Origin of the sequence: Lysinibacillus sp. NPDC092081, from assembly GCF_044755845.1 — a bacterium.
GTDB lineage: Bacteria > Bacillota > Bacilli > Bacillales_A > Planococcaceae > Lysinibacillus.
In genome coordinates this window covers 278564-299348 of sequence record NZ_JBIVRU010000003.1, presented here as the reverse complement: position 1 = coordinate 299348, position 20785 = coordinate 278564, and the positions used below count along the sequence as shown (strand labels likewise).

The 20785-nt window shown below is 36.4% G+C and carries 23 protein-coding genes; 5 read left to right on the top strand and 18 right to left on the bottom strand.

The window, feature by feature from the left end; genetic code table 11:
* The first annotated feature begins 87 nt into the window (after positions 1-87).
* Genes ACIQLB_RS08750 through ACIQLB_RS08740 form a run of 3 tightly spaced genes read left to right on the top strand, consistent with a single transcriptional unit; the run spans position 88 to position 3939 of the window.
* Complete coding sequence (locus ACIQLB_RS08750; protein ID WP_400724058.1) at positions 88-654, top strand: sigma-70 family RNA polymerase sigma factor; 567 nt, start codon at positions 88-90, stop codon at positions 652-654.
* A 52-nt stretch (positions 655-706) separates the two neighbouring features.
* Entirely contained in the window at positions 707-1435 is a 729-nt protein-coding gene (locus ACIQLB_RS08745; RefSeq protein ID WP_400724056.1) for an ABC transporter ATP-binding protein, read from the top strand.
* The gene (locus ACIQLB_RS08740; RefSeq protein WP_400723866.1) at positions 1435-3939 is read left to right on the top strand and encodes an ABC transporter permease; all 2505 of its coding nucleotides are present in this window, start codon (positions 1435-1437) and stop codon (positions 3937-3939) included. The genes ACIQLB_RS08745 and ACIQLB_RS08740 overlap by 1 nt, the downstream gene beginning before the upstream one ends.
* 114 nt (positions 3940-4053) lie before the next feature.
* On the opposite strand, the gene ACIQLB_RS08735 is transcribed toward ACIQLB_RS08740, so the two are convergent.
* The 13 genes from ACIQLB_RS08735 to ACIQLB_RS08675 all read right to left on the bottom strand — a co-directional run bounded on the left by ACIQLB_RS08735 (position 4054) and on the right by ACIQLB_RS08675 (position 14178).
* A complete protein-coding gene (locus ACIQLB_RS08735; protein WP_400723863.1) occupies positions 4054-4578 on the bottom strand; it encodes a tubby C-terminal domain-like protein in 525 nt (174 codons plus the stop codon).
* Between the two features lie 86 nt (positions 4579-4664).
* Positions 4665-5771, bottom strand: a complete 1107-nt coding sequence (locus ACIQLB_RS08730) for a DUF4179 domain-containing protein (RefSeq protein WP_400723861.1) — start codon at positions 5769-5771, stop codon at positions 4665-4667.
* On the bottom strand, positions 5755-6297 hold the full coding sequence (locus ACIQLB_RS08725) for a sigma-70 family RNA polymerase sigma factor (RefSeq protein WP_400723858.1): 543 nt from the start codon (positions 6295-6297) through the stop codon (positions 5755-5757). Before ACIQLB_RS08725 ends, ACIQLB_RS08730 begins: the two co-directional genes overlap by 17 nt.
* A 355-nt stretch (positions 6298-6652) precedes the next feature.
* Positions 6653-6901, bottom strand: coding sequence for a hypothetical protein (locus tag ACIQLB_RS08720; RefSeq protein WP_400723855.1), 249 nt, complete (start codon positions 6899-6901; stop codon positions 6653-6655).
* Positions 6902-6921: 20 nt separating this feature from the next.
* Positions 6922-7140, bottom strand: a complete 219-nt coding sequence (locus tag ACIQLB_RS08715) for a hypothetical protein (protein ID WP_400723852.1) — start codon at positions 7138-7140, stop codon at positions 6922-6924.
* Between the two features lie 35 nt (positions 7141-7175).
* Positions 7176-7769 carry a TetR/AcrR family transcriptional regulator gene (locus tag ACIQLB_RS08710; RefSeq protein ID WP_400723849.1) on the bottom strand — a complete coding sequence of 198 codons (594 nt, stop codon included), beginning with the start codon at positions 7767-7769 and terminating at the stop codon, positions 7176-7178.
* 300 nt (positions 7770-8069) lie between these two features.
* Positions 8070-8786, bottom strand: coding sequence for a toast rack family protein (locus tag ACIQLB_RS08705; RefSeq protein WP_400723846.1), 717 nt, complete (start codon positions 8784-8786; stop codon positions 8070-8072).
* Positions 8787-8962: 176 nt separating this feature from the next.
* Positions 8963-9847, bottom strand: coding sequence for a hypothetical protein (locus ACIQLB_RS08700; protein WP_400723843.1), 885 nt, complete (start codon positions 9845-9847; stop codon positions 8963-8965).
* Complete coding sequence (locus ACIQLB_RS08695; protein WP_400723840.1) at positions 9831-10364, bottom strand: sigma-70 family RNA polymerase sigma factor; 534 nt, start codon at positions 10362-10364, stop codon at positions 9831-9833. Before ACIQLB_RS08695 ends, ACIQLB_RS08700 begins: the two co-directional genes overlap by 17 nt.
* 102 nt (positions 10365-10466) lie before the next feature.
* Complete coding sequence (locus ACIQLB_RS08690; RefSeq protein WP_400723837.1) at positions 10467-10853, bottom strand: SRPBCC family protein; 387 nt, start codon at positions 10851-10853, stop codon at positions 10467-10469.
* Positions 10854-11028: 175 nt separating this feature from the next.
* Positions 11029-11817: an ABC transporter permease gene (locus tag ACIQLB_RS08685; RefSeq protein ID WP_400723834.1), complete on the bottom strand. Its 789-nt coding sequence runs from the start codon at positions 11815-11817 to the stop codon at positions 11029-11031.
* Positions 11814-12821, bottom strand: a complete 1008-nt coding sequence (locus tag ACIQLB_RS08680) for an ATP-binding cassette domain-containing protein (RefSeq protein WP_400723831.1) — start codon at positions 12819-12821, stop codon at positions 11814-11816. Before ACIQLB_RS08680 ends, ACIQLB_RS08685 begins: the two co-directional genes overlap by 4 nt.
* A 142-nt stretch (positions 12822-12963) precedes the next feature.
* Positions 12964-14178: an MFS transporter gene (locus tag ACIQLB_RS08675; protein ID WP_400723828.1), complete on the bottom strand. Its 1215-nt coding sequence runs from the start codon at positions 14176-14178 to the stop codon at positions 12964-12966.
* A gap of 144 nt (positions 14179-14322) precedes the next feature.
* Here ACIQLB_RS08675 and ACIQLB_RS08670 point away from each other — a divergent pair, with 144 nt between their 5' ends.
* The gene (locus ACIQLB_RS08670; RefSeq protein ID WP_400723825.1) at positions 14323-15198 is read left to right on the top strand and encodes a LysR family transcriptional regulator; all 876 of its coding nucleotides are present in this window, start codon (positions 14323-14325) and stop codon (positions 15196-15198) included.
* Positions 15199-15437: 239 nt separating this feature from the next.
* On the opposite strand, the gene ACIQLB_RS08665 is transcribed toward ACIQLB_RS08670, so the two are convergent.
* Positions 15438-16538 (bottom strand): lactonase family protein, encoded by a 1101-nt coding sequence (locus ACIQLB_RS08665; RefSeq protein ID WP_400723822.1) that lies wholly within the window; start codon positions 16536-16538, stop codon positions 15438-15440.
* A 646-nt stretch (positions 16539-17184) separates the two neighbouring features.
* On the opposite strand from ACIQLB_RS08665, the gene ACIQLB_RS08660 reads away from it, so the two are divergent.
* Positions 17185-17397 carry a hypothetical protein gene (locus ACIQLB_RS08660; protein WP_400723819.1) on the top strand — a complete coding sequence of 71 codons (213 nt, stop codon included), beginning with the start codon at positions 17185-17187 and terminating at the stop codon, positions 17395-17397.
* Between the two features lie 186 nt (positions 17398-17583).
* Here the strand turns inward: ACIQLB_RS08660 and ACIQLB_RS08655 are convergent, their stop codons facing one another.
* The 4 genes from ACIQLB_RS08655 to ACIQLB_RS08640 all read right to left on the bottom strand — a co-directional run bounded on the left by ACIQLB_RS08655 (position 17584) and on the right by ACIQLB_RS08640 (position 20762).
* A complete protein-coding gene (locus ACIQLB_RS08655) occupies positions 17584-18033 on the bottom strand; it encodes a GNAT family N-acetyltransferase (RefSeq protein ID WP_400723816.1) in 450 nt (149 codons plus the stop codon).
* Between the two features lie 79 nt (positions 18034-18112).
* Positions 18113-19105 carry a sensor histidine kinase gene (locus tag ACIQLB_RS08650; protein WP_400723813.1) on the bottom strand — a complete coding sequence of 331 codons (993 nt, stop codon included), beginning with the start codon at positions 19103-19105 and terminating at the stop codon, positions 18113-18115.
* Positions 19102-19773 carry a response regulator transcription factor gene (locus ACIQLB_RS08645; protein WP_400723811.1) on the bottom strand — a complete coding sequence of 224 codons (672 nt, stop codon included), beginning with the start codon at positions 19771-19773 and terminating at the stop codon, positions 19102-19104. The genes ACIQLB_RS08650 and ACIQLB_RS08645 overlap by 4 nt, the downstream gene beginning before the upstream one ends.
* Positions 19773-20762 (bottom strand): alpha/beta hydrolase, encoded by a 990-nt coding sequence (locus ACIQLB_RS08640; RefSeq protein ID WP_400723808.1) that lies wholly within the window; start codon positions 20760-20762, stop codon positions 19773-19775. Before ACIQLB_RS08640 ends, ACIQLB_RS08645 begins: the two co-directional genes overlap by 1 nt.
* Positions 20763-20785 lie beyond the last annotated feature (23 nt).

The following is a 20785-nucleotide window of genomic DNA, read 5'->3' as shown; positions in this document are numbered from 1 at the left end:
TTCTGGTGATGACCCACTTAATTCCATAAAATAAAAAAAGTTGAATCGAAGTGATGGTTTGCCAAGTCTAATAGTCGGAAGGAGGCGATTTTCATTACTACAAAGCAAGAATCATTAGTACAATTAGCACACAACGGAGATGAGCAAGCCTTTTACCAGCTTATAGAGCAGGAGCAAGATAAGTTATATCGAATGGCCTATGTTTATGTCCAAAATGAAAATGACGCCGTAGAAGTTTTTCAACAAACCATTATCCGTGCATATGAGGGCTTACCTAAATTAAACGACCCTCAATATTTTTCTACCTGGTTAATACGCATTATTATTAATTGCTGTAAAACTTATCTTGCCAAGAAAAACTCGGTACAGCTTGTTGAACCACATACATTAGAGGATCTCAATAGTACATCACCTACATACATCGAAGAAGAACTTGATTTATGGCATTCTCTCTGCAAGCTAGAGGAAAAATACAAAACGGCTTTACTATTACGTTTTTATCAGGACTACTCGGTAAAGGATATTGCAGTGATTTTACAATGTCCTGAGGGCACTGTAAAAACTCATATTCGCAGAGGCTTACAAGCTTTACGACAACAATTAAAGGGGGCATATATAGATGAATGGGTTCAATCCGTTGAAAGGAGTTATTAATGCGATTCCAATCCCCGGAGGACGTTTAACAGAAGTGTTACGCATCGAAGGGATGTCAAAAATCTTTCAACAAAAGCATCATACGGTCAATGCATTGAAAAATATCCATTGTACGATTTATCAAGGTGAAATGGTTGCCATTATGGGGACGAGCGGTTCTGGTAAAAGCACACTACTCAATATGATTAGCGCCATCGATGAACCGACTGAAGGTGCGTTATTCTTATTTGGCAAGGAAGCGCATGATATTTATCAAGAGCCAAAAGCATCGAAATTCCGCAAAGAGAATATCGGCTTTATCTTCCAATCATTCCATCTGTTGAAGGATTTATCAGTTGAAGATAATATTGCGCTTCCTCTTATCCTCAATGATATACCGAGTAAAGAGATCAAAGTACGGGTACAGCAAATGATGGAAAAGCTTAATATAGCTGCATGGTCAAAGCATCGACCAAATGAGCTTTCTGGTGGTCAAAAGCAACGAATCGCCATAGCCCGCGCTATTATTGCAAACCCACCAATATTGCTGGCAGATGAGCCGACGGGTGCATTGGATGTGAATACGACTGATGAAATTTTAGAGCTGTTAGTAGACTTGCAAAAAAATATGAATCAAACCATGTTACTCGTGACACATGACCCTTATGTTGCGACTTATGCAGATCGTGTATTATTTTTCCATGATGGTGCCATTGTGGATTCCTATCAAAATACGCAAACAGCGAAGGATTTAGATTGTATTTTAGCGAAGTTCAAGCTGATTACTAGAGGTGATGTGTAATGTTTACGATGCGTACCATTGCTCTGAAGCTATTTCGTGCAGCATGGGCCAATGTATTAACGAGTATTAGTATTATTACCATTTCCATTTGCCTTGTCATGACAATGAGTGTTTACATATGGAATGCCCATAGTCAAATGAAAGAAGACATACAAGCACAATTTGGAGAAATGGATTTAATGGTTGGCTATAACCCCGAGCAAAATAGGCTGTTAACTTCACAGCAAATCGAAAATTTCGAAGCTAGGCCTGGTGTTACAAAAGTTTCGAGTGTGTCACTAGCTCAAACAAATGTTGAAAATGAGAAAAATACATCATTTTATACAGTTGGTGTGGAAAACGACGACTTAGTGAAAAGCCGCTATCATTTTAATGTCGATCTTGGCCCGAACGAAGTTGTGATTACCGAAAATGTGGCACGTCTTTTTCACAAAGAGGTCGGCGATACGCTAAATGTTACTTTCAATAAAACGGTTGGAGACTCTGTTGAAACAAATACAGGTAGCTTTACGATCCAAGAAGTCCTTCCACCCCTTAAAGGCACAGATAGTCCTAATTTTATCCTTATGCAAAATGATGTGTTGAAATCTTGGATGAATAATAGTAATGCACAAACAGCCGGTATGTTTGCACTCATTAAAACGGAAGATAATATGGCTACCGCAGTTGGTACAGATTTGAAACAACTTGATGAAACATTACGTGTAGATGTCATGAGTGACTATGATGAATTTAAGAGAAATTTACAAGCATTAATCATTTTTATGATTGTACTTTCATTCTTTATATTACTTATTTCAAGTGTTTTACTACTATCAACGTTCCAGCTATTATTTTACAAAATTAAAGAACAGCTTATGGTATTTCGTGCACTTGGCGCCTCTACCAAGCAAGTAGGACGCATTGTACAATTGCAATTATCTACAATCATTGGCGTTGGCGTATTGCTGGGGACAGCGGTCAGTTTATTGATAATAAAAAGTTGGTTACCACAGCTCATTAGTTTGATGAAAATGCCAGATGCAAAAACTGATTTACCGATGATCTTTGTGTTGGTGATTGCTATTGTAAGTTTTTTATTGCTACAGCTAATCACACAATGGCAAGTTCATAAAAGCTCAAGTCTATTACCTTTACAAATCGCAACAGAGAATGAAAATTTAAGTTTACGATGGACAAAATGGAAAACGATTGTTGTGAGTGGCGTTGCGTTCATGTCCCTATTCTTGTTTTTAAATGCTTATCAAGTTGGAAAGAATAGTGGACAAGGTGCACTTATGATTTTAATAGGCACATTACTCGTCAGTGGAATTTTCCTTTATATAATGCCATACCTCTTTACAGCACTATTCAAAATTACATTGAAGCCTATTCGTACTGCGCTCGGCAAAGAAGCATACTTAGCGTGTCAGCAGCTTATGCCACAGGTACGAAGAAATATGCCGATTATACTTAGTATTATCGGATTAATGGTCATTTTAATATTTGGTAGCTCTTTATTTAAATCTGCTCAGCAAAGCTCCTATGAGTATATTAACTCTCAATATGAAACATCGATTAAAATCGATAATGAATTAAATGACCCAACCATTACACCGGATCTAATAAAAGATATTGAGGCATTGCCGAATGTGGCCTATGCCTATGCACGAAGTGAAGCACCTTGGATCGCGCTTGAAGGCGAAAATGGCTGGGAAGAAGGTAGTAACTTCGAGGCCATTGATGTTGAAAAATACGTCCAATTAAAAAAGCTTGATGCTGTTAAAGGAGATTTGAAAAATGGAGTGATCATTACAGAAAGATTTGCTAGAAAACATCAATTAGCAGTTGGTGATCGTATAATGGCAGGGACATTTGATGAAACACTTCAACAAAATGTGCCAATTGGTGAATTGCTAGTAATTGATGTAGCTCTTGATTCTTATACTAAATATATAGATTTATTTGTGGATTGGTCTTCTTTTTTAGTATCTTCTGATTCAACTATCATTACAAAAATAATGGTGGAAGCAGATGATACAGAGCAGGCATTAGCTGATCTCTCATACTTACAAGAGCGTTGGCCAGCTTTAAAAATTACTGATAAAGAGACATTTATCAAACAAAACGATGAAATGACCTTCCAGCGCTGGAGCCTTTTTGTTGGAGTCTTTGTTATTTTAATTTCTGCTACTTGTCTCGGCGTATTGCAAACACTGCTTCACTCCATTTACTCAAAACGTGCCGATTATGCGATTCAGCGGCTTATAGGTCTTTCACCGGGAGGATTAATCAAGCTGATTTTGACGCAAGTGTTATCCTTTGTACTTTATGGACTGGCTGTTGGGACATTTCTTGGACTTCTATTTACAAAATTAATGTTTACGATTGACGGAGGATCTTATGACTTCGTTACATTAGGTGTTACGAGTATCGTCTTTTTAGGCGCGACACTTATTGTCTTTACGCTACAAGGTTACTGGATTAGTCGTAAAAAATTAGCGAATGAAATGCTTGATATTTAAACGAAGCAGACCCTCTAAGCAGCTGAGGGTCTGTTTTCATTTATCGAGCCATTTTTTAGTTTTATCGCCCAACTTTTTCATTTTATCAGACACTTTTTCAAATTTATCGACATCTTACGCTCCTACAAACAACACTGCCTGTCCGATCGCAATAAAAAAGGCTTCATGCTGTATTGGACTGTTGTCTTCAATTTGCAGGGTAATCTCAAAATGAGTTTCACGAAAAGTAGCCTGCCAGCGTGCAATTGGCTGATCATCTAGAGAAAATACGGACCAGTCCTCCATCTCTTTGTTCAGATTTATTTTTTGGACGCCATCTGTAATGATTAAATCAGGGATCATAATTTGCCAACCATCATAGGCAATCATATAGTCCTTTCCTGTGACAAAATCCTTCCCTTTAAAATGCACTCGGCCACGACGCGACACCTTTTTACATGTAAAAAGAGGCTGTCCAGCGACATCGCTGACATCGAAACGCACAAAATAGCGATAGTCCATTGTGCGGTCAAACGCCTTTTTCAAGCCATTCGAATAAACTCGTTGAACAGTAGACGATACTTCCCCCGCTTCATTTACAATTGCTACTGCCTCTGTTGACTCAATTGCCGCTGGTTGTTTATATGTATAAATTTTCAATCCGTTCGCTCCTTCATTCAGTTGCTTTCTATAAACTAACATAAAATAAACGCCAAATACAAAGGTTGTATTTGGCGCTTACCTGATTATTTTTGTTGTGACGGAACTTCGACTGTAAATGGTTGGAACTTCACTTCTTTTACAGATGGTTTCTTAAATGGAATTTTTGTTTCTACCCCGGCTACATCAACTGATACACCGCCTCCACCTGAAGGAATCACTAAATACGGTGTAATTATTAATTTTTGAACATCGTCTGTAATCGGGGCAAAGGACTTGGTGCTACTAAAGTCCCATGCACCATTATCGAAATGACCTTCTGACCCACCAGAATGCGATGTAATTTCCTTGCCATGTTCATCTGTCATACGGAATTCTATAAACGATGCCCCTATATGTGGATTATCAATTGTGCCCTTTTCAGTAGCTTTATAATCAAGAGCTATACCTGTTGGACTTAATGAAATTTTGGACACATCCAGTTGAATGCCCTCTGCTTGTTGCTGATGATTAACTGGAACATCAATAGTATTCGTAATCTTTTTAACAGGAACTGAGAATTCCCATTTTTCCCCTTCTTTACCTTCTAACGTTAAGCCCATTTCAAAGGAATCCGGCATGTCCTCCTTCACTTCAAGTCTTGCGATGCCTGTACGAACAGTTGGACTTACAACTTTTTCACCATAGCCACCAGAACTTACTTTAGGATTTTTACCATTAATAGTAAAGTTCGGTCCTGCCCCTAAGTAATAATCACTTAATTGCTTTTCAGAATCAATTGTAAGTCCTACCGTAATAATAGACGCGTCATAAAGGACTTCATTTATCGTTACGGAAATACCGTTAATTGTATGTTTTTCTCCAATAGTACTTGTTAACCCTTGTTCACTCGCCTGTTTTAGCCCGGGTAAGCCAGAATTACTGAATACCGACCCGACAATTGGTAGCTGTGATAATGTGCTTGCGAAAGTTGGTGATACATACGCGGCAGAACCTATCATAATACTAAATGCGGCTGCCGTACTTGCTACATATAATAATGGTTTACGTTTACTTTTTCTTTTCATTTGAATAGGGGCTTGACTCATATTCTTTTGCTCCTCTGCTTGTTGGATTCCTTTGGTAATTGCTGATCGCACCTCATCTCTAGGGAATTCTGGAAGGGGTCCGTTTTCATTAAATAGCTTTTTCATTTAACGTTGCACTCCTTTCTAATTCTCGCTTTAATTGCTTTTTTCCACGATGCAAATACGTTTTAATAGTGCTAACAGGCTTTTCCATTATTTCTGCAATTTCTTTAATCGGTAAATCGTGATAATAAAATAAGATGATGGCCACTTGCTGAGAATGACTCAAATGTTGTATAGCATCCGATAAATCAATTGGATTCGCAATAACTTTTTCTTGCTCCTGTAAACGATTTAATAATTCACTTTCTTCGTAAGGAATGATTTTTTGCCCTTTTTTTAGTAACCGGTAGCACTCATGTATTAAAATCCGAAACAGCCATGTGGAGAAAAATTCAGGATGCTTTAGCTGATGCACGGTTAGATAGGCTTTACACGCTGCTTCTTGAATAGCATCCAACGCATCCTCTTTTTGGCCAACATAAGAAAGCGCAGTATAAAATAGTTTTTCTTCCTCTAGAATGAGTAACTGTTCAAACGCTTCCTTATTCCCTGCAATAGCCTGTTTGACGATTGATAAGTCATGTTCCATGCTGTTTCCTCCTTTCAATACTTAGAGTCAATATCTCTATCAAAAGGTTTCACTTTGACAAAATTCTTTTTCTTTAATATAACGTGAAATTGATTTCCTTACGACTGGGCGCTTTCTTGGGGGCGTCCAGCCTCCACTCTAAAATCGACATTTTATGTTATAGTTCGAACAAAAACCATTTATTTTCCTAATTTATACCCTGTAGCCATATAAAGAAGCTGGGACAAAACTGGTCAAAACCTAAAAGCGCGAGAAATCAATTTTAGAAACGTTGATTTCTCGCGCTTTTAAGTATTAAAATATGCATTTATCCAACCTCTACTTCACTATTATACAAAAAGATTATATTTCTTATCTAATCGTTTTTTACACTTTGTCGATAGATAAAAACACTGCTTATTATTCCAAGTCCACCAAATAACAAAATCCATTTTTTATTTAAAAAAAGTCCATACACCAGGATTGCACTACTAATAATTCCACTTGAAACAGCGCTAAATATAATGGACTTTTTACGGGGTTTAGGGAATTGAATAGAAGTCTCCAGATTTTTATTTCCCCATTTACAAGCCGCATCCATGATATTGAGTAATTTGTCTAACATCTGTTTATCCCTCTTTCTCCCTAATTTTTAAATACGATGTAAGAAAACAAAGCATTGGACAGAGCGCCCAAAAAAGCTAACAATGAAATTGATAAACAAACCATCCCGATAACCTTTTTCGTCTTGGATAATAAAATAAACCCTAAGATCAGCAGAACGATTGCTACAATGATGTTAAACACGATAAAGAAAGGTGTTGTTCCTTTAAGAAAGTCTATAATACCCCAAAATAAACTCATTGCTCTCCTCCTATTGTATATTTGAAATAGAGCCCCTACTCAAAGATACTTGCTACTAACTGCTTTGTCATAAATTGAAATGCGGCAAAATGATCACATTCCTTTGAAATTCCTTCTTTACTTGCAATACTAGAAAGAAGTACGCTGAAAGTCGAAAATGCTAACTTTTCAGAAACTTTTAATTTAAGATTTGCCCGTTTAATTGCAGTACGAAAAAGATCACTACTATCAAATGTTAGTTTTTCTTTCATTTCCTCCGATAGTTTACTAAAAAATGATGTGAAATCGGTTGTTTTTACGTCATAAAGAAATGGTTTGCTTTCGTATTCATAGTAAAGTTGGATAATTGCTGTTTCAAAACCGAACTTTTCAGGGCATTGTTCAATTTGTTTAATAAAATCCCCATAAATTGTTTCTTGAATGTCATATAACACTTCAAAAAAAAGTTCTTCCTTACTTGAATATAAATTATAAAAAGTACCCGTTGATATTTCTGCTTTTTTACAAAATGCACCAATACTCGTTTCTTTATAACCCTGAGAAATCCAAAATGCCATACACTCATCTTTCAATTTACTTTTAATCAGAAATTTATCTTCTTCTGAAAAAACTTTTTTTCCTCTCGCCATAGGTATATACCTCCTTACGAATATATTATACGAATATTCATATAATATATTCACATGATACCATTAATACCATTTCTTAACAAGAGATTTGAAAATAAGATCTTTCTCAAATGTTGGAATGACGTTCAATCCGTCACTTTCGCTCTGCTACCGTGCATTTTATTCGTTCTATCCACGACTTTGGCTCTTCTATCGTGCACTTATATCGTTCTACCCATCACTTTTCCAATCTATCCGTAACCCATGTTTCTACAAAAAAAAGTAGACTACTTCATCTAAAGTAGCCTACTAAACTTTTCTTTATTTATCCAATTTGAAAGTAATGTCGCCAACCCCAATTTCTGAATTAACCTCTATTTTTACATCTGCTTTGTCATACGCTTCGTTTACATAAACCCCTTCTCCTTTAGAAATGAGGCCTTCAATATTTGATGTGCCGATGCCTTTTTCTGTCGTAAGCTTTACTCCAACCTCTGATGGTAAAATGACCGTAGTTTGCCCAACACCCGTTTCAATATTCGTTTCGAAGCTTTTTTTCCAATCGCCACCTAAATTTACTTTAAGATCGCCAACACCCGTGTTAATATCTAATTTTTCCAGCTGCAACCCTTGTAAATCTAGTTCTGCATCCGACGCTCCCGTTTCGATTGAGAGGTCCATTGGAATATCTTCATTCAGTTTAATATCCCATATATTTTTTATTTTCCCTAAACGCACGCTAGTTGAGCCTTTATGGTCAATCGATACTTTTCCTGTCTTGCCACGTAAGTCATATTTTACTTTTGGAGCAAGTTTTTCAATATTATATTGAGCCGTACCTTCAACCCAATCCTTGGCACCTTTTTCTACTGTTATTTCTCCAATTCCAAGTTGTAATTCAACATCTAACTTTTCTGCTTTATCCTTTTCTACTAAGATCGTTTCATCTTTGGTTTTACCTGGTATGACTGAGTTGCACCCCGATAGCGCAATTAATGAGGCGCCTATAACCAAACCAAGTCCCATAAATTTTTTCAATGTAATTCCTCCCACTATATATTCTTCCAATAAATTCATTATATAGGAATTTTCATTTATAAAAACGACCCTCCGCTTTAAAATCTTCTAAGACCTAAGACGTAGTGAGCACTCCTTCCATGGATATGTCAAAAATGAACCCCGTATGAAAGCATCCTATTCATACGGGACAGCTGTTAATAGGTGAAAATACGTGAAGTTTTATAGAGAATAGAAGTATTTCCTTCATGATCCAATGCATATATCAGCAATTGAGAAGTAGCTATTTCTGATTTTAGAGGCACTGATATTAATTGCGCATCATTCGAATCAACTGCTTTCTCAATACGCTCGGTCCCAGTGTCTATTATTAATTTTTCAATGTTATGATTGTTAAGTAACGGAATAACAAGATTGTGGATGTCTTTCAAATAAATAGCAACCATTGTATCTAGTTCACTCTGGATATATTGATCCAGTGCATAGCCTTTTCCATCATGCTTGAAAATTGAAATACCTTGAAAGCCATTCTCCGAAAAATAACCAATTCTATACTGTTGTATCGTTATTGCACTATTCATTTTAACAGTATCTGGATGGAATGGTCCTATTTTTACAGTACTTTGAATTTCCGCTTCATTTTGTACGTAAACACGATAGCCAATTCGTTCAGACATATTCCCTAAAATGGCGATAATAATAACGATACATAGAAGTACTCGCCAAAACCATTTTTTCAAGAATGCTAATATCGCAAAAATAAATAAGAACACAGAACTCACTAATCCTACTACCATCCAAGGTTGTGTTAATACGCTATAGTCTTTCACCCTTCCAGACTTTTCTGGATAGAAACTTGAATCGATAACCGTCGACGTCGTTGATTGGATATCATGTTGGAAAAGAATCATCTTTAAACCGATGATCAGACAAGCTGTTACGACTACTGTTAGGATAATTGGCATTAATGGTGTTCGCCTCTTCGTTTTTTGATTGATTTTTTGAAACGTTTTCACATGACTTTCATGAGAGAACTTACCATCCTTATACATCTCATTGATGGCATTACGAATCTGATCCATATTCGAATCCCTCCTCCAATAGCGTGATGCCAACCATTTGACGTGCTCGCCTTAATCGTGTTTTGACCGTATTTTCTGGTAGCTTTAGTAAAGCTGCAACGTCCTTTAAGGAAAATTCGGCAAAGTGAAATAATAGTAATACATCTTTGTATTTCGTCGGGAGTTTCTCAATCGATGCCACTAACAATGCATCCGTCTCTCCCATCAATACTTCTTTTTCAGGATTATTGGAAAGGCTCTTTAATTTGCTCCAATAATCAATGACTTGTAATTTTTTATAACGCCAGCTTGAAAGATAACTATGACAATTGTTAATCGTAATTCGATATAAATAGGTTTTGACGGAAGACTCTTCACGAAATTGCTCCATTTTTTCATAGTATTTAACGAATGTGTCTTGTACCAAGTCCTCTGCCACTGTCCAATCTTGTACATATGTATAGCAAACTCGTAATAAATAATCTCCGTACTTTGTCATAGCTCTAGTTAAGTGAGCGCCCTTCTGTTCTTTTAACAATTTGCTCGCCCCCTTTGCTTTTACAAAAAATTATTTACAGTTAGACTGATGAACAATAAAAAAGTTTCATGAAAAAATAACATTTTCCATGAAACTTACAAGTTAACTGATTTCATTTCCCTCCACTAAAGCTTTTAAGCTTGCGAGAGAAGCCTCGTAGCCACTCGTATTAAAAGTGACCGTGGTGCCATTTTGTTCTTCCTCTAATACTATAGCAATCAGTGTTTCTTCTACACCTAAGTAAAACGAAAACTCTCGATTCGGCGTTACATTTTTTATCGTTAACACCATTGGTAATTTTTCCGCAAGCTGATTTTGTTCATCTGGCATTATCGAGAAAATTATCTCTTCTCCAGCCTCTAATTTAGGAATTTCCCAAGTTGAATCTAGGGCGTACCATTGCGTCAGCAGCTGCTCCTCTGTGACAGCCCGCCAAACTTTAGCAATAGTTGCATCAATCCAAATCGAACTTTTTTCTTTATCCATCATCGCATTCCTCCGTTTGCTGAATTCATGTCTTTTTCTATTATTTTATCCTATTATAGGAATCGACAACAGTTACAACTTTAATTCTTGTATTTAGGTTTTGTTCTGCTTTTACGTATTAATCCATAAAAAAGCGTGTTTTGACAATTGCTTGATCAAAACACACTTAAAGACTTTTTTATGTTCTACGCATATAAGCACGAACTGTCAGTGGCGCAAAGATTGCCACAACAATAGCCGCTCCAATAAGTGAAGCTGACAAATCCCAACCTATTGCTCCCGAATTTGAAAGTTCTCTAACGGCCGTGACGAGATGTGAAATTGGATTAATTTTCACAAACCACTGCAAGAAATTTGGCAGGGTCTCGGCTGGAACAAAAGCGTTAGAAAGAAATGTCAGTGGAAACAGTACGAGCATGGATATTCCCTGTACACTTGAAGCTGTACGCGCAATGACACCAAAGAAAGCAAAAATCCAGCTTATAGCCCAAGCACAGACAATAACTAAAAGCCCCGCAAGTACAACATACCCCACTCCACCTTCTGGTCGATATCCCATGATATATCCCATGGTAAAAGTAAGTACAGTTGCTATTGTATAACGAATGGTATCTGCCAATAGGGCCCCTGCTAGTGGAGCAATACGTGCAATCGGTAATGATTTAAACCGGTCGAACACTCCTTTATCCATATCTTCCCGCAATTGAACTCCTGTAACGATTGAAGTAGTGATGACCGTTTGCACGAGAATTCCTGGAATGATGACTGGCAAATAGTTTTGCACATTCCCCGAAATGGCTCCCCCAAAAATGTAGGTGAACATCAGCGTGAAAATAATCGGCTGAAGCGTTACATCAAATAATTGCTCTGGTGTACGTCGAATTTTTAATACACCTCGATAGGCCATCGTTAACGAATTTCTTAAAGATTGATTGAAGCTCGGCTTCTTTAGTAATTGACTTTTCATACTCTTTCCCCCTCTACTTGCTGTTCTTGGGGAACATTCTCACCGGTAATTGTCAAAAACACTTCATCTAAGGTCGGTTTTTGTACACTGAACTCATCAAGTTGTATTCCTTTTTGACGAAGTGCGATCAATAAATCAGTAACTGCGTCAACATTTGCCATCGGGGCAGTAATCTTTCCGATATCCTGTGTAACTGTAGTTTTTACTTTGAGTATTTGTTCTACGGTTTCACGAGCAACTAGGATCTCCTGAGGATTTTGAATGTTCAAATGTAAAGATGATGTACCTACAGATGCCTTTAGCTCATCGACTGTCCCCTCCGCAACAACTCGGCCATGATCTATAACGGCAAGTCGATCTGCCAGCTCATCAACCTCTTGAAGATACTGTGTCGTTAACAGGACGGTTGATCCTGTATCTACTAATCTACGGATCGTGTCCCACATTTGATTACGTGTTCGAGGGTCTAATCCTGTAGTCGGCTCATCTAAGAAAATCAATGGTGGCTGTGAGATAAGGCTTGCTGCCAAGTCCAAGCGACGACGCATACCGCCAGAGAAATTTTTCAAAGGACGTTTAGCAGCTTCTGATAAACCGAACTCTTCCAGTAATTCAGCTGCTTTATTTCGTGCCTCTGTACGTCCCAATCCTAGCAAACGAGAGAAGATGATCAAATTTTCCGTTGCACTAAGTGACTCGTCAACTGAAGCATACTGACCAGTGACTCCAATTAATTGACGTACAATATGTGGTTCTTTCACTATGTCATAACCGAATATTCGTGCCGCCCCAGCATCTGCTCTTAGTAAGGTTGCAAGCATTCTGATAGTGGTAGTCTTTCCTGCTCCGTTAGGACCAAGTACACCATAGATAGTGCCAGCACGTACATTTAGATCGACACCATCAACAGCACGATTTTCTCCAAAATGTTTCATGAGACCATGTGCTTCAATGGCCCACTCACTATTCGTTAACGAGCTTTTCATTCTATTCACATTACCCATTGTAATTCCTCCTTCGCTTATTACCATCGTTTCATTTTTCATGAAACAGATGAAAATAACTTTTATAGATTTTATTAATTGTCTATAAACGGATAATACAACAAATTTGTGAACTGAATGTGAACCGAATAATTTAAGTCATTCATTGAATTTGATCGGCTGTTTTTGAACTCTTCATATTTTTGGTCGTCCTATATAAATTCATTGCACCAAGAGCGACAACTAATGCAACAATATCCAATGCTACTTGATAGCTTGAAAATGCCGTTACCATTAAACCATATAATGAAGGAGCGATCACAATAAAAAACTGATTCAACGTCAAGGCTGCACCCACAGTTAGACCAACATAATGTGGATTCGATTGCTCTGTCACACAGGCGATAAACAATGAATACCAGCCAAGTGCTACGAAGCCTAATAAGAAACAACATAATAGCATCACAATTTTCGCATGTAGCATAAATGGCAATATAACAGTCAGAATAACTGCACTAGCCATTACGATCATTAATAAATATTCTCGCTTCTGCGCAAAAAATTGATCACTAATCCAAGCAATGGCTACCCTTCCAATCATCCCACCGAGTAATACAAGGCTTAAATACTGCCCCGCAGCTGTTAAGGAATAACCTCCTTCTTCATGTAAATAACTCATGAAATGGGCAACAAGTATCATTTGTAGGGTCATCATCACAATTCCTACAATGTAGATTGGATATAAATCCTTATTATTTTTTATAGCTTCGAGCTTCTCTTTAAAAGTGACAGAGGTTGCAGCTACTGCTACTCGATTTTTAGGCTCCTGATAGCTCAGTAAAAAGAGCAGTCCGCCTGCAATAGCTACTAAGCCTTGTACAAGATGTACCGATGTCAGGCTATAATGATGGTACATATATGTCAGAATAACAGATGCTAAGGCTCCACCGATTGGGATGCCTGTTTGTCGAATGCCAATTGCTAGCCCACGATGCTTATCTGGAAACCATTTCACAATTGCGGTGCTGCCCCCTGTTTGCGCACTTCCGTACCATACGCCCACGATTAATAATAAAAATAACAACACTGCATAATTATTGACCAACATGAGTAGTAAAGCTGAGAATCCTAATAAAATGGAGCCCCAACCAATGATTTGTTTCTCCCCTTTTTTATCCATCAAGTAGCCGAACATAATCATCGAAAAAATTGGGCCAATATTAACGGCAGAAACGATAAAACCTGTTTGGAGCGATGATAAATTCCATTCAATTTGATAAAATGTGGCAATTGGTCCCATGCCGTACGTCACAAAAGTTGCCGCAGTTTGGGACAAAGTAGCCACTAAAACGATGATCCATTTATAATATGTATTCATAAAAATTCCTCCATTGTCGTTACACTGATTTATTTGTGTAGGATAACTTTATGTATCTAAAGTTTACGCCTGCCCAATGAATGCGTAAAATAGAGAAAAATGATAGTAACTATCAAAAAATTTAATAGGTGTGTGACAAACAACATGAACATAGAAGAAATAGTATTAAAAATCGAAATTTTGGAGAGGCAAAATCTTAGTAAATCCGCTGAAAATACAAATTATACTCAATCTGCCTTAACCTCTAAAGTGAAGAAAATGGAGGCTGAAATTGGTCACGAGGTGTTTAAGCGTACACCGCAGGGCTTGAAGATTACGAATGTAGGGATACAATATTTAAAATTTCTAAAGCTTATTACACAGGAGTACGATGAATTTTTACAAGAGATTGGTTCGGCACAAACGAATACGAAAATTACACTAGGCACTTCCCATACAACGATTAAAATTTATGGCGCATCCATTATGAATGCCTTACAAACAAATGATATTCCGTTAGACATCGATTTCACTGTGGAATCTAGCACTTCCTTAAATGAAAAAATACATCTTGCTGAAATGGATTGTGCACTGACGAGTAATCCTATTAAACACTACCCTGAATTAAACTATGACATAATTGCAACAGAAACATTTGAAGTCATTTCGAACGATTCACATATTATTGATTTTGAAAAACGTTCTCCTGTCACACTACTAGTGTTAAGCAGAGGCTGTATGTATACTCGGGCGATGGTAGAGTGGTTAAAAAAGAATCAAGTTCCATTTACGATGAAGGAAATAAAATCGGTAAGTAGTATCCTTGATTTCCTACAAATAGACAATGCAATTGCTGTGTTAAATACAAAACTAATTGACCTTTATAACTACTCCAACATTCACTATTACGATTTGCCGCAGTTACATAAAGTAATAGAGACTGTCTTTATTTACAAGAAGAGCGAGAGTCAACAATCTTCTATCTTTCAATTAAAACATGTTATTGAATCATTGTTGGAAGACCCTATCGAACAAAGCTAGTTCGATAGGGTCTTCGCAATTTATCGGAACAATTCTGTGATTTATCGGAACTATTTTATGATTTATCGGAACTATTCCAAGATTTATCGGAACTATTTTATGATTTATCACCTAACTTTAATTTATCACCAACTTTTTTAATTTATCGCCTAACTTTTAAAATTTATCACCCAACTTTAATTTATCACCTAACTTTTTTAATTTATTGCCTAACTTTAAATTTATCACCCAACTTAAAATCAAAGAACAGCTAACCCTTGTGATCCAAAATAAGGGAGTTGAGTCCATGCAGCAACTTGTAATCTAACCAGACTTCCACCCTCTTGAATCGCAAATACGAAGACCGTTCCCTGATTTCCGTTCAGGGTGTAAAAATGCCGTCCATCTTTACTCACACCAACATCCATTGGCAGTCCTGGAGTTGTTCCTATCGGTGTACTGGTAATATGCCCTGCTACTGACAGTGCTCCATCGTTACCGATCCGGTAAGTGGAAATAGTGCCACTTAAAGTATTAGTTATGAATGCGAAACGTTCATCTCTTGTCGTGATTACCCAGCATGCTGTTTTATATCCGTTTGTTACAGAGCCACTGATCACTTGAAGAATCCCGTCGTTGCTCATTGAATAGGATGACAGGGCATTTGAACTTGCTTCAGTAACTAAGAGGATTCCAGAGGATAGAAAATAGGCACCCAATGGACCGTCACCATAAGAATCATTAACGATTGGTTTTGTAACCATACCGTTTTGATTTACGTTGAAAACACTAAGACGGTTTGAAGTATACTCGGTTACTAGGAGCTTACTACCATCATGTGTGAAAAGAACCTGAGCGGGCTCGGCATTGAAAGTGCTGAGAGAACGTGAGGAGCCAGAAATAGGAGTAAGGCGCCCGTGTTCATCTATGCGAAAACCCATGATGTTAGATGCAAAATTATTTGCGGCATACCCTACATTGGCAACATAGACAAGATCACCAAACACATCTACACTATTTGGCTGAGCACCTCCCGATGGCTTCACGTCCACGAGAACGGGCACACCGCTGTCACTAATGATAAAACTGCTGATACTATGACTGCCTGCGTTCACTGCGAGAAGAAAACGACCATCACGGGATAAGGTTAATGCTCCTTGTGACGTCAGAGGATCGACACCGTTGTTTGGGGTTGCAGCAGAGACTTTCCTTATGCCAGTACCTCTTCCATTAGTTGGATAGGCACCTACAAAGGCGAGCATTCCATTTGTGTCCCTGTAAAAGGCAATGACTTGATTCATGCCTTCATTATTCGTCATCATGTAAACCATACTTACACTTGCAGGGGAATTTTTGTTCATTCAAACTTTCCTCCTTTTATAGTTCTATATGGTTCTTTTACGTTTTCGATTCCCCCTTTTATTTAGGCTGTTTTCGAAAATATTGTTGCTATTCAACTACGAAGCAGTTTAGTTTATGAAGAACTTTGGTTTTCCTTCTTCTGTAAAGGTTGTATTTAGTTATATCCATATTTACCCAGTGAATTGATTATATGCTTTTTGTTAGTATTGTTGATGAAATAAACAAGGAGTAGACGGACAAACTTGATTGCTATAATAATGATGTCATTGATGATATTGGTTGGATTTATATTAATGTATTCTGCAATATACTCAAAAAATAAAGATATAGAAATGTTATTTATTACGGGTGCGACAGATTTAATCGTGTTAGTAGTTAATTTAATATTCAATCTTTCTTCAATACGGTTTAAAAGAATATTACTATTTTTATTTGGGTTACTTTTGTCAGCTTTATTCATATTCCTCTTTATTACCGGGAGATATTAGAAGTTTTATTTTAATTCTGAGGCCATTTATTTAGAAACGCGTCTTTTTTATTTTAGAAATTTAATCAAAATTATTTCTAGATACATTTAAAGTCCTTATAGTTGAAGCAATAGTAAGGAAGATTTAAAGAGGATATTTTTAAATGAGGTGTATACATATGGATACCATTTTTATTGGTATTTTGGTTGGTTTAACTATCCCTATTCTTTTATCGCTTATTTTTGGATTACTTAAACCGATTGTTATGCTTGATCATACTGGAATAAGTATGTTATTGATCGCTTTACTAATCGCCATTTTGGACGGTTACATTTGTATTAAGTTATTAAACAAATTCCACTTATGGCTAGAAAAGCGAAAAAAATATTGATAAATTGGCTTATTAAACAGGGGCTTAGTTGTAGAAGATAGTCAAACTAGAAGCAACAAGCTTTGAAGACAGCCTTTCTAAAAGATTGTTGCTGTTAAAACATAAATAGAGTTAATCTACAAAATGTGTAGAATCAACTCTTTTTTTATGTTTGATATTTCGGTAATAAAAGCACCTGATAATCATTTATTTGGTTATCCATTCATATTGAATATCAGCTAAATTTTCTTCATTTTCATGTCCTCTACCTATGATTTCAAATCCGTGTTTTTCATAAAATCGTTGTGCATTTTCATTTACTTCAAATGTGTATAATGTTAATCTCCCACTTGATTGTGCTTTTACTTTTTCTAGTAATGTATGACCTATACCGATTCCTTGATAATCTATATGAATATATAGTTGGCTTATTTCCCTTTCATTATAGGCAATCATTCCAACTACTTTTTCATCAATTAACGCTAAATCTATTTGAAACTGTTCAGATAATATATGATTTAAAAAATAAACGTGACTTTCAAAGCTGTGAATTTCTTTCTGACCAATAGCCTGTTCCTTACTATCTCGCCACATTTTCACTGTTTGTTCATCGTATTTGGGATTATACTGAGTAATTATCATTTTGTGTTGGTTCACTACATTACCTCCTCAAGTTTTATTACTGCTTTATATAATGTTTTACTGATATGAATTAGATGAATACTAGCCGTTGTTTTTAGGTTGAAATAGAAAAACAAAATGATGTTCCTTCTTCGTTTGAATGGAGTGAATAGCTTACTTTAAGAATTCTAGCGATGTCATCAATGATCTTCAAACCTAGACCCCCACTTAAACGATTTTGTTCAAAGCCAATACCGTTATCCATCATGAAAATCTTATTATCTTTCATTGTTATCTCGAGCTTTGTAGCTTTTGAATGTTTCAAAGTGTTTTGGAACACATTATCGAACATTCGTTGTAGCCATAGCTCATTACTCGTCCATACTAAATGAGTATCCTCTAGATGATAGATTAATTCGATGTTTTGCATTCGATATAAATAGCTCCACTTTTTTATCATCGTTTCTAACAATATTGTGAGTTGCACTTCTTCCGTAACGATATACGAATTCTCCAAAGTGTCTAAGGACTGTAAATTAAATTCATTCGTTAAGCTAGCGATATATTGAATTTGCTCATTCAAGGATTCCACTAATTTTGGTTGTTCCTTAAGGGTATCTTCTAGATAAAATAATTGTAAACGGATCGCTGTTAACGGTGTATTAATGTCGTGTCTAAGCTTTTGTAGTAGCTCTTTTTGTAGCTCCTGCTGTTGTTTAAGCTCTAATTCCCGATAAGTAGTTCGCTCAATTAGTATATTAACTGACTGAATTAACTGTCCAATTTCATCCTCACTACCAACCTCTAATGTACTCGGTATTCTTTCATTACTGGCTAAGTCACGAATCGTTTTGTTTAGCATATTAATTTTCGTTAGTAATGTATTGATCGATTTCGAAAATAAAAATGCTAGCAAACATAATGATAGGAAGAACACAAAAAGCATCGTTGGATAGGCGAAAGATTCATGGAATGGAGTGCCTTTATTTCTAGTTTTAAAAGCGAATTCATAAATAATAGACATCGACACACTAATCCCTAATAATACGATTGGAACACTGACTATAGCAGTAAATAATAATAATCGATATTTTGCTTTTAATGTCATTTCTTTATGTAGGTATTTATTCGATACCCTTCTCCGTAAATATTTTGTAGGATGGTACCTGATGAATCATGAATTTTCGATCTGATCTTTTTGATGTGGACATTGATGATATTTTGATTTCGATCTTCAAGCGGCCATAAGTAGTCAAAAAAATGATCCTTCGTTAACACCCTATCCTTGTTGTCAAATAAATAAAAGAAGATTTTACGCTCGATTGCTGTTAATGAAATTTCATCATGTATATTATTTTTAAATAATTTACGATACTCTATATCAATCAATAGATGCTGGATTTGTGTAAATGTCCCATATTGCTGCTCTAGCATTTTCTGCATTCTTAAAAGAAGCTCTCTCGGATCAAATGGTTTTGTCATATAGTCTTCACCAACTGTTAACCCTTGAAGCTTGCTCTCTATATCATTACGAGCTGAAAGAAAAATAATGGGGATATTTAAGCCTAAGCTTTTAATGTTTTTTGTCAGCTGATAGCCATCTTCCCCTGGGAGCATAATGTCCATTATGACTAAATCGATTTGATGGATCATGTTCATAATTTCTCGTCCATCAGTTTTCCATTCAACGTCGTAACCTTCACGTTGTAGTATTTTTTGCATCAAATCACCAATCATTTGGTCGTCTTCTACTATTAAAATCGTAAATCCTTTCATTACCTCGGCCTTTCTGTGTTGCCAACTTTTGTCTTCATAAATTTTATAGCAAGATTATAAATTTCATCAGGTTTGTATAAATAAATACTATGAGTACCACTTAATTCTCTCACTTCCGAAATGTTAATTTGCTCGGCAAATTCCGCATATTTCTGGCTGTGGTACTTCGTAAATTTCGAATCTTTATTTTTTTTAGCAATGGCATCTATTAATAATATCGGTGTGTCTTTTGGTTTCGGAAGCTTTTCTGATTTCAAACTATTTTCATACACATGTAGTAGCTCATTTTTCATATCATCATTAAAAAATTGTTTATAAGATAGTGCTTTATAAACTTCTTTTTCTTCCGCAGTTAAAAATGATTGCTTCATTACTTCTGGATTGTACACTTTCGAAGGTGTTAATCGATGTACGCCCAATTTCGTAAGCATATTCATTCCCCTAACAGTCCATACATCGACTACTCCCATTTTATGCTCCACATACTGACTTGGCAAACCAATATCTAACGCAATAATCCCCTTAATTTCATCAGGATATTTTTGTGCCCAATATATCGCTTCAACCCCCGAGATGGAATGTGGTACTAATATATAAGGAGGCTTATTTCCACTTTTCAGAAGCGCTTCTCTCGTCTGTGCTAAAATTGTATCAATATCACGTTCGTCACTCGAGACATCACTATAACCATATCCCGCTCTATCAATAACAGCAATCTTCTGTTCTTGAGAAAATTTACTGTACAGCCCTTTCATTTCATAAATCGGTGCCGCAATCCCTGAGCCTGCCATAAACACATAAGTGTCCTGTCCATCTCCCTCAGTGTAAACATTGATTTTTTGATGATCGACCTCAACAAGTGTTCCTTTAGTATCCAAAAGTTTGGATTCCTTACTAAGCTGATATCGATGATAGCTGAATATCGCCACTAGTCCAAAAAGCATGAACGCGATAAAGTAGATGACTATTTTCTTAAACATTTTTTTCATATAATTCCCCTTTCAGTTGATAA